Origin of the sequence: Alsobacter ponti (genome assembly GCF_024294805.1) — a bacterium.
In the GTDB taxonomy this organism is placed as follows: domain Bacteria; phylum Pseudomonadota; class Alphaproteobacteria; order Rhizobiales; family Beijerinckiaceae; genus Alsobacter; species Alsobacter ponti.
In genome coordinates, this window is the sequence record NZ_JANCLU010000002.1 from 124,652 (window position 1) to 138,921 (window position 14,270).

Annotated in this window: 14 protein-coding genes; 3 read left to right on the forward strand and 11 right to left on the reverse strand. The window is 69.9% G+C overall.

Annotated elements, in window-relative coordinates:
* Positions 1–266: 266 nt before the first annotated feature.
* Positions 267–671 (reverse strand): hypothetical protein, encoded by a 405-nt coding sequence (locus tag NK718_RS02915; RefSeq protein ID WP_254738458.1) that lies wholly within the window; start codon positions 669–671, stop codon positions 267–269.
* A gap of 127 nt (positions 672–798) precedes the next feature.
* Between NK718_RS02915 and NK718_RS02920 the strand changes: the two genes are divergently transcribed.
* Together NK718_RS02920 and NK718_RS02925 are read left to right on the forward strand one after the other, a co-directional pair.
* The gene (locus NK718_RS02920; RefSeq protein WP_254738460.1) at positions 799–1,602 is read left to right on the forward strand and encodes a helix-turn-helix domain-containing protein; all 804 of its coding nucleotides are present in this window, start codon (positions 799–801) and stop codon (positions 1,600–1,602) included.
* Positions 1,603–1,783: 181 nt separating this feature from the next.
* On the forward strand, positions 1,784–2,614 hold the full coding sequence (locus NK718_RS02925; protein ID WP_254738462.1) for an LssY C-terminal domain-containing protein: 831 nt from the start codon (positions 1,784–1,786) through the stop codon (positions 2,612–2,614).
* A 15-nt stretch (positions 2,615–2,629) separates the two neighbouring features.
* Here the strand turns inward: NK718_RS02925 and NK718_RS02930 are convergent, their stop codons facing one another.
* From NK718_RS02930 to NK718_RS02940, 3 genes are all read right to left on the reverse strand, one after another.
* Positions 2,630–3,298, reverse strand: a complete 669-nt coding sequence (locus NK718_RS02930; protein ID WP_254738464.1) for a hypothetical protein — start codon at positions 3,296–3,298, stop codon at positions 2,630–2,632.
* A gap of 271 nt (positions 3,299–3,569) precedes the next feature.
* On the reverse strand, positions 3,570–4,166 hold the full coding sequence (locus NK718_RS02935) for a pyridoxamine 5'-phosphate oxidase family protein (protein WP_254738466.1): 597 nt from the start codon (positions 4,164–4,166) through the stop codon (positions 3,570–3,572).
* A gap of 159 nt (positions 4,167–4,325) precedes the next feature.
* On the reverse strand, positions 4,326–6,809 hold the full coding sequence (locus NK718_RS02940) for a heavy metal translocating P-type ATPase (protein WP_256515276.1): 2,484 nt from the start codon (positions 6,807–6,809) through the stop codon (positions 4,326–4,328).
* A gap of 158 nt (positions 6,810–6,967) precedes the next feature.
* Here NK718_RS02940 and cueR point away from each other — a divergent pair, with 158 nt between their 5' ends.
* Positions 6,968–7,402 carry a Cu(I)-responsive transcriptional regulator gene (cueR, locus tag NK718_RS02945; protein WP_254738810.1) on the forward strand — a complete coding sequence of 145 codons (435 nt, stop codon included), beginning with the start codon at positions 6,968–6,970 and terminating at the stop codon, positions 7,400–7,402.
* A gap of 26 nt (positions 7,403–7,428) precedes the next feature.
* On the opposite strand, the gene NK718_RS02950 is transcribed toward cueR, so the two are convergent.
* From NK718_RS02950 to NK718_RS02980, 7 genes are read right to left on the reverse strand one after another with little or no spacing between them, the layout of a single operon-like run.
* On the reverse strand, positions 7,429–8,244 hold the full coding sequence (locus NK718_RS02950; RefSeq protein ID WP_254738468.1) for an aspartate dehydrogenase: 816 nt from the start codon (positions 8,242–8,244) through the stop codon (positions 7,429–7,431).
* On the reverse strand, positions 8,241–9,068 hold the full coding sequence (locus NK718_RS02955) for an alpha/beta fold hydrolase (RefSeq protein ID WP_254738470.1): 828 nt from the start codon (positions 9,066–9,068) through the stop codon (positions 8,241–8,243). Before NK718_RS02955 ends, NK718_RS02950 begins: the two co-directional genes overlap by 4 nt.
* Before the next feature lie 23 nt (positions 9,069–9,091).
* On the reverse strand, positions 9,092–10,222 hold the full coding sequence (locus tag NK718_RS02960; RefSeq protein ID WP_254738472.1) for a mandelate racemase/muconate lactonizing enzyme family protein: 1,131 nt from the start codon (positions 10,220–10,222) through the stop codon (positions 9,092–9,094).
* A gap of 13 nt (positions 10,223–10,235) precedes the next feature.
* Positions 10,236–11,333: an ABC transporter ATP-binding protein gene (locus NK718_RS02965; protein WP_254738474.1), complete on the reverse strand. Its 1,098-nt coding sequence runs from the start codon at positions 11,331–11,333 to the stop codon at positions 10,236–10,238.
* Positions 11,334–11,347: 14 nt separating this feature from the next.
* Entirely contained in the window at positions 11,348–12,442 is a 1,095-nt protein-coding gene (locus NK718_RS02970; RefSeq protein ID WP_254738476.1) for a serine hydrolase domain-containing protein, read from the reverse strand.
* A gap of 2 nt (positions 12,443–12,444) precedes the next feature.
* Positions 12,445–13,305, reverse strand: a complete 861-nt coding sequence (locus NK718_RS02975; RefSeq protein WP_254738478.1) for a carbohydrate ABC transporter permease — start codon at positions 13,303–13,305, stop codon at positions 12,445–12,447.
* Positions 13,302–14,270, reverse strand: coding sequence for a carbohydrate ABC transporter permease (locus NK718_RS02980; protein ID WP_254738480.1), 969 nt, complete (start codon positions 14,268–14,270; stop codon positions 13,302–13,304). The genes NK718_RS02975 and NK718_RS02980 overlap by 4 nt, the downstream gene beginning before the upstream one ends.

The window sequence follows — 14,270 nt, forward strand, 5'->3', positions numbered from 1 at the left end:
GACTGAGCCATCGACGCGGAAGGTCGGATCGGGCGGTGGCGGCAGGGGATGCTCCATGACCGGGTGGTTGGCACGTTCGTCCAAGTTGAGATGTCTGGCACGAACCGCGGCTTCAATCTACCCGAAGCCACCCGGGCGGTGGGAATATCTCATTGCAATGTCACGAGAAAATGCTCTGCTCAAGCTCGCCGGGGCCGAGGCGGAATGCGCCCCGACCCCGACGAGAATGGCTGGCGCAGGCCAGCGGCGGACGGTCCGGCAGGCCGTCAGCCGTGGGCCGGGTTCGGCCGCGGGAGCCGACGCAGGCTCTTCCACTCCAGCTGGGCGAGGATCAGCACCGCCGCGGCCTGCAGCAGGACGACCGCCTCGCCGACCGGGGTGACGGGGACCGCCAGAAGCAGTCCGACGCTGGCGGCGGCCCATCCCAAATTCCCGAGCACCACGAGCCAGCCGAGCGGCGACGTCAAGGAGGGGAGGCGGGCGGCGGCCAGCATCAGGAAGGCGCAGGGAAACAGGATGGCTCCCGCTGCGGTCAGGACGACGCCGGGGATACCGAGGAGGGAGGCCAGTGAGGGCGCGAAGCCCACGAGGACGACGCCCATCGCGGCGCAGGTGGCGGCGTCGATGACCAGCACGGTTTCGAGGGGCAGGGCGGACAGCTGCGTGCGCATCGTTGATCTCCGTGGTTGTCCGGCTCGGTGTGGGCCGGGAATGACCTCAGATCAGCGCGGCGCCGTCCGCCAGTCGATTACCTCGCAGGTCATGGAGCCTGCGCCGGGAGGGCGGTAGGATGCGCTCATGTCCATCGCTGCCTCACCATCCCCCGCCAATTTCGGCCTGCTGCTCCGCGACTGGCGTCAGCGCCGGCGCATCAGCCAGCTCGACCTGGCGCTCGAGGCGGAAATTTCCTCGCGCCATCTGAGCTTTATCGAGACGGGCCGCGCCCGGCCGAGCCGCGAGATGGTGCTGCGGCTCGCCGAGCAGCTCGACGTTCCGCTGCGGGAGCGCAACGCCCTGCTGCTGGCCGCGGGCTTCGCCCCGGTCTACCCCGAGCGCCGGCTCGACGACCCCGTGCTGAAGCCGGTCCGGGACATGATCGGGCGCGTGCTCAAGGGCCACGAGCCCTTTCCCGCCGTCGCCATCGACCGGCACTGGACGCTCGTGGCGGCCAACGCCGCCGTCGCCCCGCTGCTCGCCGGGGCGAGCGAGACGCTGCTCGCGCCGCCGGTCAACGTGCTGCGTTTGAGCCTGCATCCCGAGGGGCTGGCCCCCCGGATCGCCAACCTGCCCGAGTGGCGTCACCACCTCCTGTCGCGGCTGCGGCGGCAGGTGGCGGAGAGCGGCGATCCCGTCCTGGCGGCCCTTCAGGACGAGCTGCTGTCCTATCCGGTGCCGCATTCCGACCGGTCGCCTTCCATGGCGGAGGAGGTGGCGGAGATCGCCATCCCGCTCCAGATCGCGACGCCGGGCGGCGTCCTGAGCTTCCTGGGGACGTCGATGGTGTTCGGGACGCCCCGGGACGTGACCGTTTCGGAGATCGCCATCGAGGCCTTCCTGCCGGCCGACGAGGCCACGGCGAACGCGCTCTCGGCCGCCCGCTGATCTTTGTCTTCCAACGTTCGTCGAGCGGAAACCGGATCTACCGGCCCGTTTCCGCGCGAGTTTCGCGTGAACACGGCCGAGTTCAAGGCTATATTCCGGAACAACGCAACGAAGGTGACATTCCAATGTCAGCCGTGCCGCCCCATTCGCCCGGACAGGCCGCCGAACCGGCGATCAGCCCATGCGGCTGCTGAAGCGCCTCTTCCAGCGCCTGCTGGTCGCGCTGCTGGGCGTCGCGACGGTCTGGCTGATCCTGGTCGTCTTCTTCGACGTCGCCGACCGCAAGCTGCCCCTCGTCCTGGCGCTCGCCGCCACCTATGGCGTCGCCGCCTACCTGGTGCTGCCGCGCGTGATCCGCCTCGGCGCACGCATCCTGCAACGCGGGCGTGTGCCCTCCTACACGCTGACCGGGGACGGGCTGCCCGGCGATCCGGTCAACGTCGCCCTCATCGGCACCTTCGGCGAGCTGCAGGAGGCCTTCCGGCGCGCCGGCTGGGTGCGGGCGGCCCCTCTGGGGCTGGCGTCGTCGTGGAAGATGGCGCAGGCCTTCGTGCTGGATCGCCCCTATCCGGACGCGCCGTTCAGCACGCTCTTCCTGCTGGACCGGGGGCAGGACGTCGGCTTCCAGCGCTCCATCGACGACAGCCCGCGCAAGCGCCATCACGTGCGCTTCTGGGGCATCCCGGCGAACGAGGCGGAGCACACGCTGAACACGCCGGAGTTCTGGCGCGGCTCGCGGCGTCCCGGCGACGGGGAGCCGGCGCTGTGGCTCGGCGCGGTGACCAAGGACACCGGCCTCGCACTCACGCGGCTGAGCTTCCAGATCACCCACGCCACCGACGGCGACACCAACGCCGAGCGCGACTTCCTGATGGACAGGCTCGCCGAGGCCGGCGCGATCGGCCCCGCGCGCTCCTACAAGCCCGGCGAGCGCGTCGCCATCGGCAAGGTCAACCGCTACGTCACCGACGGGGTGATCGCGGTGGCCGACATTCTGCGCCCGGACGCCTGAGCGCCCGGGCGAAGATCAGTTCGCCGCGAAGCAGTAGAGCAGGCCGTTTCCGCCGGTGCGCAGGAGAGCCGGCGGGCTGCATCCGGCGGAGGGATGCGAGGCGTTCCACGACGACGACTCGCCGCCCGTGCCCATGCGGTCGAAATGGCCCAGCATGGCGGAGCCCTCGCCGTTCTTGGTCCAGTTGCCGCAGGTGAGGTCCTTGTCCGGCGGCGGAGCGGTGCCGTTGGCGAGGCTTCCCGTCATGATGTCGTGGTAGTTCACCACCATGGGGCGCGAGGGGATCTTGCGCGCCAGTTCCGTCAGGCCCGACTCGACGGTGATGTTGTTGCGCTCGGGATTGTGCAGGTCGTCGACATTGGCGGCGATCTGCATGCCGACGGCGTTCACCCACGGGCCCTTGCCGATGCGGTCGCGCGCGTTGACGGCGGGCTTGCCGCCGATCGCCTGCTGGCTGAGATAGGCGCGCCATGTTTTCGCGCCGGCTCCCGCGGTCGTCGCGAGGTCCTGGCACAATTTGTCGGCGCCTTCGAGCCCGCCCAGATTGGCCCCGTCGGGGCCGCCCTTGCTGGTGATGAAGAACGTCATGTTGGGAAACTGCGGCGGCGGAGGCTGCTGCGCGGACGCGGAGCCCCCAAGGCCGACGACGCAGGCGACAATGGCCAATTGAACGGTAGTCCGCATTCCGATCCCTCCCCCGTGTGGCGACGTGATCCGACACTATTGTCGCGTCGTCGCGCGTCACCCGACGACGATGATGGCGGGAGAGATAGCGCGCAACCGGTCGATCGAGTCCCGGGCGCGGAATTCGTCGTCAAATCGTGTGTGGCGGGATCAAGTTGCCGTGACAGCGCCGTGATGAATTACACCGTGCGAAGGCTTTACAGCAGTTTCGTCCGACGATGTTTGGCGGCGCAGCCGGATGTTGTCGGACAGGAAAGCCGGAAATTGTCGGTCAAGTCTTCGGGTCGGGCTTCATATAGTCGGGCAGCACATCGAGATACGCCTGGCCCCAGTCGGCCTTGCCGACATCCTGGTCGTCGAACAGCGGGGTGGAGTGGGAAGGCTCCAGCATCGCCATCTTGTGGACGTGCCGGGAACAGTTCGGATGGATGTCGCTCGCCTCGACGCGCACGAAAGCCTGCGCCGCCTTCACGCGCCCGAGCAAGGGATGGCGCTCGTCGATACGCGCGGTGCCGTTGACGCGCAACCGCGACTGCTTCTCGAAGTCGATGAAGAGGAGGTCCACCCGGCCCGTGCCGGCGATATTGCCGGCGGAGAGGTAGAGGCCGTTGCCCTCGAACAGCGGGAAGGTGATTTCCGCCTCTCCGGTCACCCGGACGAACCCACGCGGGCCGCCCTTGTACGAGCACTGCGGGCGTCCGTTCCTGTCGACGGTCGCGAGGAAGAAGAACTGGGCATTGTCGATGAAGGCGCGGTCGGCTTCCGTGAATTTATTGCGGAAGGCCCGCTCGCGCACCTTGTCGGCCAGTCGACGCGTCTGAAACCGCTCCTGCAGCACCCGCATTTCGTCGGTGAGGAAATCGTCCACGGCAGCGTCCCCCCTCGGCGAAAGAGCGACGCAGGACGCGGCGATCTCTCCCGCACAGGCGAAATGTACAGCAGTCCGACCCAACCCAAAATCGCGGCCCGAGCCGCGCCGGACGGGGCCTCCGCCGGGCGACGCGATGCCGCCCGGCGGAGGCCGATCTCACAGCTTGACGCCCCGCAGGCGGGCGGCGTTGCCGATGACGCTGACCGAGGACAGCGCCATCGCGGCGGCCGCGATGACGGGCGACAGCAGGATGCCGAAGCTCGGGTAGAGCACCCCGGCGGCGATCGGCACGCCGGCCGCGTTGTAGACGAAGGCGAAGAACAGGTTCTGGCGGATGTTCTTCATCACCGCATGGGACAGCCTGCGCGCCCGCACGATGCCGGTGAGGTCGCCCTTCAGCAGCGTCACGGCAGCGCTCTCCATGGCGACGTCCGTGCCCGTCCCCATGGCGATGCCGACGTCGGCCGCCGCCAGCGCCGGCGCGTCGTTGACGCCGTCGCCCGCCATCGCCACCACCCGGCCCTGGTCGCGGTAGCGCTTCACCACCGCGCTCTTCTGCTCGGGCAGCACCTCCGCCTCGACGTCGGCGATGCCGAGCCGCTTCGCCACGGCCGTCGCGGTGGTCCGGTTGTCGCCGGTCAGCATCACGATGCGCACGCCGGCCTCGCGCAGCGCGGCGAGCGCCTCCGGCGTCGACGCCTTCACCGGGTCGGCGATGGCGAGCGCGCCGGCGAGCCGCCCGTCGACGCCGACGAAAATCGCGGTCGCGCCTTCGCCGCGAAGCTCCTCGGCCTGCCGGGCGAGCGGGGCGATGTCGACGCCGTTCTCGGCGAGGAAGGCGGCGTTGCCGAGCGCCACCGCGCGGCCGTCGACCTTGCCGAGCGCGCCGCGCCCGACCGGAGAGGCGAAGTCCACGACGGAGGCGGTCGCGATGCCGCGCTCGTCCGCCGCGCGCACGATGGCCTGGGCCAGCGGATGCTCGCTGGCGCGCTCGACGCACGCCGCCAGCCTCAGCAACTCCGTTTCCGCGAAGCCCGGCGCGGGCACGATGGCGGTCACCGCCGGCTTGCCTTCGGTCAGCGTGCCAGTCTTGTCGACGACGATGGTGTCGACCTTCTCCATGCGCTCCAGCGCCTCGGCGTTCTTGATGAGCGCCCCGGCCTGCGCGCCGCGCCCGACGCCGACCATGATCGACATCGGCGTGGCGAGGCCCAGCGCGCACGGACAGGCGATGATGAGGACGCTGACGGCCGCCACGAGGCCGAAGGCCAGGCGCGGCTCGGGACCCCACACCGCCCAGGCCGCGAAGGCGACCAGGGCGACGGCGATGACCGTCGGCACGAACCACCCGGACACCTGGTCGGCGAGGCGCTGGATCGGCGCGCGGCTGCGCTGGGCGTCGGCGACGAGCTGGACGATCTGCGACAGCATGGTGTCGCGGCCGACCTTCTCGGCGGCGACCACCAGCATGCCGCTCTGGTTCACCGTGCCGCCGATGGCCTTGTCGCCCGCCGTCTTGGTGACGGGCATGGACTCGCCGGTGACCATCGACTCGTCCACCGCGCTGCGGCCTTCGACGACCGTTCCGTCGACCGGCACCTTGTCGCCGGGGCGCACGCGCAGGCGGTCGCCGACGCCGATCAGGTCGAGCGCGACCTCCTCGTCCGTGCCGTCCGGCCGCAAGCGCCGGGCGGTCTTGGGCGCGAGGTCGAGCAGCGCGCGGATCGCGCCGCTGGTGCTCTCGCGCGCCCTCAGCTCCAGCACCTGGCCGAGCAGCACGAGGACGGTGATGACGGCGGCCGCCTCGAAATAGACCGCCACCGCGCCGTCATGGCCGCGGAACGCGGGCGGGAAGAGATCGGGCGCGAGCGTCGCGATCACGGAGTACAGCCACGCGATGCCCGTGCCCATGGCGATGAGCGTGAACATGTTGAGGCTGCGGTTCACCAGCGAACGCCAGCCCCGCTCGAAGAACGGCCACCCGGCCCACAGCACCACGGGCGTGGCGAGCGCGAGCTGGATCCAGTTCGACCACTGCCGCGACAAGGTGTGTTCGAGATCGAAAAGATGGCCCCCCATCTCGACGGCGAAGACGGGCAGGGCCAGGGCGAGCCCGATCCAGAACCGCCGCGTCATGTCCGCGAGCTCGGGGTTCGGTCCCGTATCCGCCGTGGCGATCACCGGTTCGAGCGCCATCCCGCAGATGGGGCAGCTGCCCGGCCCGATCTGCCGGATTTCCGGGTGCATGGGGCAGGTATAGACCGTGCCCTCCGGAACCGGCTCGGCCGGCGCGGATTGCGGCGAGAGGTACCTGGCCGGGTCGGCCTCGAACTTCGTCTTGCAGCCGGCCGAGCAGAAATAATAGGGGTGGCCCTCATGCGAGGCCCGGTGCTTCGCCGTATGCGGGTCGACATCCATCCCGCACACAGGGTCCTTCACGACACCCGGCTTCGCCTCGGCCGCGCCGTGGCCCTGCTTGGCATGGCCCGAGCCGTGACAGCAGCTCCCGCCGTGCTGGTGGCCCGCGTGATCGCAGGCGTGATCGTGGTCGGCGTGATCGTGGCCGGAATGGTCGTGACCCTGATGCCCGTGGCCGTTATGGCCGTGGTCGTGATGCCGGTGGTTGTGAGCGTCGCTCATCGTCGATCCTCCTAACGCTTCGGCAAACCCTGCACCTTCCCATCGTGGTAAGGTCAACACCCCATTTTGTGCGCTCTCCGCGGCCGAGCGAGCCGCGCCTTGACCTTCCCACGTTGGGAACCCTTATGATGGGCATTCCACCCATCGAGGGGCCTTCCATGAACATCGGCGACGCAGCGGCGGCCTCGGGGCTGTCGGCCAAGATGGTGCGTTACTACGAGGCGATCGGCCTGGTCGCGCCGGCCCTGCGGACGGAGGCCGGCTACCGCGTCTACGGCAGCGACGATATCCACACGCTCCGTTTCATCAAGCGCGCGAGGTCGCTCGGGTTCTCGATGGAGAAGACCGGCGAGCTTCTCCAGCTCTGGCGCGACAGGGACCGGTCGAGCGCCGACGTGAAGGCGGTGGCGCTGGAACACGTCGCGGAGCTCGAGCGCAAGATCGCCGAACTGCGCGGCATGGCCGACACGCTCCAGCATCTGGCGAGCCACTGCCACGGCGACCACCGGCCGGGCTGCCCGATCCTGCGCGACCTCTCCGCCAACGCCGCGCCGCCGGCTCCGGTCACGGCCCCGCGCCGGCGCCGGACGTAGCGCGGGCCATCGTCCTTCGGCCCGCCTCAGCCGATCCAGATTGGCGCGACGAGCTGGCGGACCATGGCGATGGCGCTCAGCGCGGCCAGCCAGCTCGAGCGCGGGTTGAGCGGCGAGGGCTGGTTCGCGACGTCGATGGCCATCGTGCCGGACGCCGCCGTGACCTCGATGCGATGCTGAGTCATCTCCGCGTGCGGGTCGGCGATAATGCGCACCTGCACGCGGTCGGGAGAGCCCACGAGGGTCGCGAGCGTCAGCGAGACGTTCACGTTGGAGGGAAACCCCGCGATGGCGTCCCGCGCGCTGCCCTCAAAGATCACGCGCGCCTCGGCGAGGCCGGCCAGATCGAGCGGATGCTCGTCGAGGTAGGGCGAGCCCGCCAGCGCGCGGGGATGCTTGCGGGTCGTGATGCGGACCGTCTCGACGCCGGCTTCCATGGCGGCGCGAATGCCGTCGAGCCCGGCGATGGCTCCGGAGGGGAGGTAGATCTTGCGCCCATGCGCCGTCGCGGCATCCTTCAGGCGGGCGAGCAGCGCGGCGTCCCCCAGCGCGCCGGTGCTCATCAGGATGACGTCGCAGCCGGCTTCGAGCAGCGGCAGGGCGTGCTCGCGCACGGCCGATGCGCCCGCCGCCTCGACGATGAGACGGGCGCCCAGCGCGGGCAGGGCCGACGGGGCATCGAGCGCCGCGCAGTCGCACGCGCGCGCCAGGCATTCCAGGTCGTCCGACAGGCGCCGCCCGGCGATCCCGACGAGCCGCGCGCCGGGAACCTGGCCCGATCCGAGCGCCTGCGCGATGGCATGGCCGAGCGCGCCGTGGCCGAGGACGCCCACCCCGGTCATGACGGAAGCTCCTGCCGGTGCAGAAAGTCGAGCGTCATCGCGTTGAAGGTCTCCGCGCGCTCGAAATAGACCGAGTGTCCCGCCCGGGGGACGACGTGGCGTTCGCAATTCGCCATGACCCCGGCGAGGATGGAGACGTTCCCGGGCGGGCAGATGAGGTCTTCTTCCCCGACCATCGCCAATGTCGGGCGGTCGATGGCGGCGATGTCGGCGGGGGAGCGGACCCGCATGGCGTCGAGCGCGGCGCGCACCGCGGCGCGGTCGAAGGTTCCGCTGGCGCGGTCGATGTCCACGAACATGCGATGCAATTCGGGCTGTTCCTCGGCCATCCGCGCGCCCGCGGCGGGCTGGATGCCGGCGGCCCGCCAGGCCTGGATGCGGGGGTCGGCGGCGGTGTCGCCCAGGGACCGCAATCCGGCGTGCCGCAGCGTGCCGGTCGATCCGCACAGGACGAGCGCGTCGACGCGGCCCGGATAAGCGAGAGCGAACTCCATCGCCGTCCACCCGCCCATGGACTGGCCGACGATCGATGCCGTCTCCACGCGCAGATGATCGAGAAGGCAGCGCAGGTCGCTCGCGAAGCAGGGGGGCCGAGGCGCGCCCGAGGAGTCCCACGACGGATCGAAGCCGCGATGGCTGAACGCGACGCAGCGGAAATGCCGGCTGAAGGCGCCGACCTGCTGCCACCACGACCGTTGGTTTCCGCCGAGCCCGTGCGCGAACACGACGACGGGGCCCGCCCCTTGAACCGTGTAGGCGACGGAGCCGTCGGGCACGCTCACGTGCCCGGTTTCGACGTCTTCGCCCTGGTGGGATGAGCCCATGACAGCACCCGTGCCTCTCGGCGTTATTGGACGAGGTCGCCCTGCTTGCCGTTGAGCGCGGCATAGTGCGCGAGCTTGTCCTCGTCGACCTCGACGCCCAGGCCCGGCCCGGCGGGCGCGCGCATCGCGCCGTCTTTGATGGCGAATGGCGTTGTGACGATGTCGTCTTCCATCAGGTAGTAGACGGTGTCGATGGCGTGCCTGATCTCCGGCATCGCGCTCGCCAGATGCAGGTGGCAGGCGGTCGAGATCCCGAGCTCTCCGCCGCTGTGCAGGTTCATCCCGATGCCGAACGCGTCGCACAGCGCGCCGAGCCGTCGGACCGCGTTGATGCCGCCCCATTTGTGAACGTCGCCGTGGATCACGTCGATGGCGCCCAGGCGCACCGCCGGAGCGAACTCCTCCAGCCGCACGACGCACATGTTCGTGCACAGCGGCATGCCGGTCGTCTGCCGCACGCGCGCCATGCCCTCCAGCCCCGCGCAGGGGTCTTCGAGATATTCCAGGTCGAACGGCGCGAGCGCCTTCGCGCCGGCGATGGAGTCGGTGACGGACCAGACCGCGTTCGGATCGATCCGCAGGCGCACGTCGGGCATCCGCTCGCGCATGGCCGCGACGGTGGCGACGTCGCGGCGCATGTCGGAGGAGCCCTTGAGCTTCAGCGCCGAGAACCCGTAGCGGGCGCGGAACTCGCTCGAAGCCTCCGCCATGGCCCGGGGGTCGGAGGCCGACGCGCCCGGCGGCAGCAGTCCCGGCGTCACCACGCCCGTCACCGCCACCGTGTCGCGGACGCTGCCGCCGATCATGTCGGTCAGCGACATTCCCGCGGCCTTGCCCATCAGGTCGTGGCAGGCCATCTCGATCCCGGCGAGGGCGGCGTAGCCGACATAGCCGTAGAAGAACGGCGTCATGTAGAGGCGGGCGCGCAGCCGCTCCACGTCGCAGGGATTCCAGCCGACGAGGAGGTCGCGGCAGCGTTCGACGATCGCCGCCGTGGGCCTGCCGCGGAAGGTCTCTCCCCAGCCCACGAGGCCCGTGTCGGTCCGCAGGCGAAGCACCGTCCGCGTCGTTCCCACGCGCTTGTCGAACGAGGTCTTGAAGGCGCTCGTATAGGGGACGTTGACGGTCCAGACGTCGAGCTCGGCGATCCGCATGTCGTGTGTCTCCTTACGCCGCCAGCGCCGGCGCGGGCAGCCGCTCGCCTTGCGCGTCGAACAGATGGATGGCCCCGGGTTCGAAGCGCAGGCCGACGGTGTCGCCGAGCGCCGGCGCATCCGCGCTGGAGGCGCGCACCAGCACCTTCTGCCCGCCGACGTCGACGGTGACGAAGACGTCGGGATGCAGCGGCTCGATCAGCGCGACGCTTCCCGTCAGCACGCCGCTTCCGGCGGAAACGAGCACGAGGGATTCCGGGCGCACGCCTAGGGTCAGCGCGCCGTCCGCCGAGGTGGCGGGGTTCGCGGGCCCGAGGGCGACGAGGCCGAGCGACGCGCCGAGGTCGAGGGCCGACCGCCCGTCTCGCACCACGGCGCGCCCGGCGAGGAAGTTCATCGCCGGCGTTCCCATGAACTCGGCGACGAAGCGATTGGCCGGGCGGTAGTAGATGTCCTCGGGCGTGCCGAGCTGCTGGACCCGGCCGTCGGACATGACGGCGATGCGGTCCGCCATCGTCATCGCCTCGACCTGGTCGTGCGTCACGTAGACGAAGGTCTGGCGGATCTCGTTGTGCAGCCGCTTCAGTTCGGAGCGCATGGTCACGCGCAGGCGCGCGTCGAGATTGCTGAGCGGTTCGTCGAACAGGAACACGGCCGCGTCGCGCACCATGGCCCGGCCGAGCGCGACGCGCTGGCGCTGGCCGCCGGACAGCTCGCGCGGACGCCGCTCCAGCAGCGGCGTGATCGCCAGCATCTGCGCGGCGCGGTCGACCCGCGAGGCGATCTCCGCCGCGGGCAGGCGCATGTTCTCGAGCGGAAAGGCGAGATTGTCGCGCACGCTCATGTGGGGGTAGAGCGCGTAGCTCTGGAACACCATCGCGACGTCGCGCCGGTCGGCGGGAAGGTCGGTCACGTCCACGCCGTCGAACAGGATCGCGCCGGAGGTCGGCGCCTCCAGCCCGCTGATCAGCCGCAGCGTCGTGCTCTTGCCGCAGCCGGACGGGCCCACGATGGCGAGGAATTCGCGGTCGCGGATTTCGAGGTCGATGCCGTCGACGGCGGCCGCGCCCTTGAAGCGCTTGACGAGACGGTGGATGTCGATGCGGGCCAACTCCGGCTCCTGCGTTAGGGGGTGAGCGCGGCCGCGATGGCGTTGAAGACGCGCGGGCGCAACGCCTCGATGCGGTCGTTGTCGCGAGACGGGTGGACGCGATTGCTGAGGAGCACGATGGCCATCTCCTCGGAGGGCACGAGGCACATGGCGGTGCCGGTCGTCCCGGTATGGCCGACGCATTGGCCGGCGAGGAGGTCGCCGAACACCTTCGCCGCGCCGGGCAGCCAGCACACGCCGCGCCGCGCGCCGCGCTCGTCCGTCCAGGGCGTCAGCAGCAGGCGGGTCGAGAACCGGCTGAGCACGCGCACGCCCGCGTGCGTTCCCCCGCCCAGCAGCATCGTCCCGAAGAGCAGCAGGTCCGCGGCGGTCGCGAACAACCCGGCGTGGGCGCTGACGCCGCCCATCATCTGCGCGGTCTTGTCGTTGACGACGCCCCAGTCGTACTCGCCCCGCCACTCGACGAACTCCGTCGCCGGAATCCTCGGGCGCAGCGCGGGCGGCGGATTGAACATCGTGTCGCGCATGCCGAGCGGCGCGAAGATGCGCTGCGTCAGCAGCTTGTCGAGCGTCATCCCGCTGACGCGCTCCACGATGAGCGCGATGACGATGAAGTTAATGCTCGAATAGAGATAGAGGCTGCCCGGCGGCCCGGCGAGCGGCAGGGCGAGATAGGCCGGCAGCAAGGTCTCCCACGATGTGTGCTCGTGATAGAGCTTCGGGTTGGACTGGATGCCCGAGGTATGGCTCACCAGATGGCGGATGCGGATGGCGGCCTTGTCCCCCACCGCGAACTCGGGGATGTAGCGCGCCACGTGGTCGTCGAGGCTGAGCAGGCCGTCCTCGAGGCACAGCAGCAGGGCCGTGCCGCTGACGGGCTTGGTCACCGAGGCGAGGTCGAACACCGCATCGACCGGCATTTCGGGCTTCGCCTCCGGCGCGTCCTGCTGGCGACCGGCGGCGTGGAGATAGACGATCCGGCCCCGGTGGGCGACGCCGGCCACCGCGCCCGGGAACACGCCGTCCCGGGCCGCCTGATCGAGCAGGGCGCTCACGCGCCCGAGGCGATGGCGATCGAAGTGGGAGTCGTTGTCGACGATGGGCAGCATGGTCAGCCTTTCACGGCTCCCGACGTGACGCCGCTCACGATCCAGCGCTGGAACCAGAGCGCCAGGACGAAGGGCGGCAGGATCGCGAACATTCCCGACGTGGCCAGCAGGCCGTAGTCGGTGTGGATGTCCGTGGCGAAGTTCGAGATGACGACCGGCATGGTCGTGGCGCTCGATCCCGCCGTGAACAGCAGCGGGTAGAGGAACGACCCCCACGACGACATGAAGCCGAACACGGCGGTGGCCACGAGGCAGGGCAGGGCGACGGGCAGGAACACCTTGAGCATGGCCTGCAGCCAGGTGCAGCGATCGATGCGCGCCGCCTCCTCCAGTTCCCGCGGGATCGTGCGGAAATAGCCGGCCAGCAGCCAGATGCTGAACGGCAGGGTCTCGGCGGTCTCGGCGATGATCAGCGAGGCGAGCGAATTGAGCAGCCCGAGCCTCTGCATCACCACGTAGAGCGGGATCATGATCCCGATGGCCGGCACCATGCGCGAGACGAGATAGGCGAACATCAGCGTCTGGCTGCCGCGAAAGTCGAGCCGGGCGAAGGAGTAGGCGGCGAGCGACCCGAGCACGACGTTGCCGAGCGCGACCCCGACGCCGACGATGACGCTGTTGAGAATGGCGCGCGGCATCGCCGCGATGGCGTCGGCGCCCATCAGCGACTGCCGCTCGCTCGGGCTGAAGAACGCCATGTAGTTGGCCAGCGTGGGATGCTCGGGGATCCAGTGCGGCGGCGTCGACAGCGCCTCCGCCTGGGTCATGATGCTGAGCAGAAACAGCCAGAGCACCGGCGCCAGCAGATAGACGGCCGCGAGGGCCATGAAGGCATAGGTGATCCAGGGGATCTTGCGTCTCACGCGACATCCCCCCGCTTGTAGAGGCCGCGGTAATAGACCAGCGCCATGAACAGCGTCAGGCCCATGATCACGTAGGAATAGGCGCTGCCCATCCCGAGATCGAGGTACACGAACGAGGTCTGGTAGGTGAGCCAGGCGAGCGTGGTGGTGGAATTGCCGGGGCCGCCGCCGGTGAGCACGTAGAACAGATCGAAGGCGCGCAGCGCGCCCATGGTCTGCAGGATGACGACGACCAGGATCGGCCGCCACAGCCAGGGCAGGGTGATGCGCCACAACACCCGTGCGCGCGGGGTGCGGTCGATCAGCGCCGCCTCGTAGAGGTCGCGCGGGATCGCCTGCAGGGCGGCGAGCAGGATGATCGTGGCCATGGGAACGTGGTTCCACGCATGCGCCAGCACGATCACCACCAGCGCGATGGCGGGGTCGACTAGCCAGGCCTTGTAGCTCTCGATCAGTCCGAATTGCAGGAGGAGGCCGTTGAACGCGCCCACGTGGGAATCGAAGATCAGTTGCCACAGCGTGGCGTTGACGATCGGCGGGATGGCCCACGGCACGAGAACAAGGGCGCGCAGAATCCCTCTGCCCTTGACCTCGCTGTTCAGGAGGAGCGCCAGGCACAGTCCGAGCCCGACGATCAGCGCGACGGCCAGGCCGGTGAACTTCAGCGTGACGGAGAGGGCGGCCCGGAATTCAGGCGAGGCCAGCGCGTTGGCGTAGTTGTCGAGGCCGATGAAGGGAAAGCTCTTCGGCCTGCGCAAATTCATCTTGTGCAGGCTGATCCAGAACGACAGTCCGACGGGATAGGCGACGAGCGCCAGCAGCGCCAGCACCGCCGGCGCGTTCAGCGCGTAGGGAAACAGCGCCGACTTCCAGCGCGACCAACGGCGCCAGCCGCCGCCGCGGGCGAGCGCTGGGTCCGCCGCGCCCCCGGGCGCGGCGGCCGGACCGGCCTGGAGCAGCGCCAT